1 protein-coding gene is annotated in these 326 nt (G+C 64.7%); it reads left to right on the top strand.

What is annotated here, in order from left to right:
* Positions 1 to 326: sugar phosphate isomerase/epimerase family protein (locus ACG2E4_RS18600; protein WP_395277527.1), on the top strand; the 326-nt coding region annotated here is incomplete at both ends.

The raw sequence follows: 326 nt of genomic DNA, 5'->3' as shown, positions 1-326 counted from the left end.
ACAGAAGAGGAAATAAAAAAAGCCGACGAGATTATTGAATTAACCTCGAAGTTCCCGGGCGCCCTGCTGTGCCTGGTCCACGAGCCGGCGGGCCGCCACGATGTCACCGCCCGGCGAAAGAACCTGGTGGCCAACCTCAACAGCGTGGCGCGCCGGGCCGCCGCCCGGGGGGTCGAATCCACGTTCCATCCCAACTCGCCCCCCTCCTCGATCACCCGCACCGAGCAGGATTACGATGCCATCCTGCCGGGGCTGGACCCGGAGGTGATCGGGTGGACCCCGGATGTGGGCCATATCATCAACGGGGGGATGGACCCGCTGGCCAA

The organism is Halalkalibaculum sp. DA384 (genome assembly GCF_043951955.1).
Taxonomy (GTDB): Bacteria; Bacteroidota; Rhodothermia; order Balneolales; family Balneolaceae; genus JAMQKA01.
This window is presented reverse-complemented; position numbering and strand designations above follow the sequence as displayed.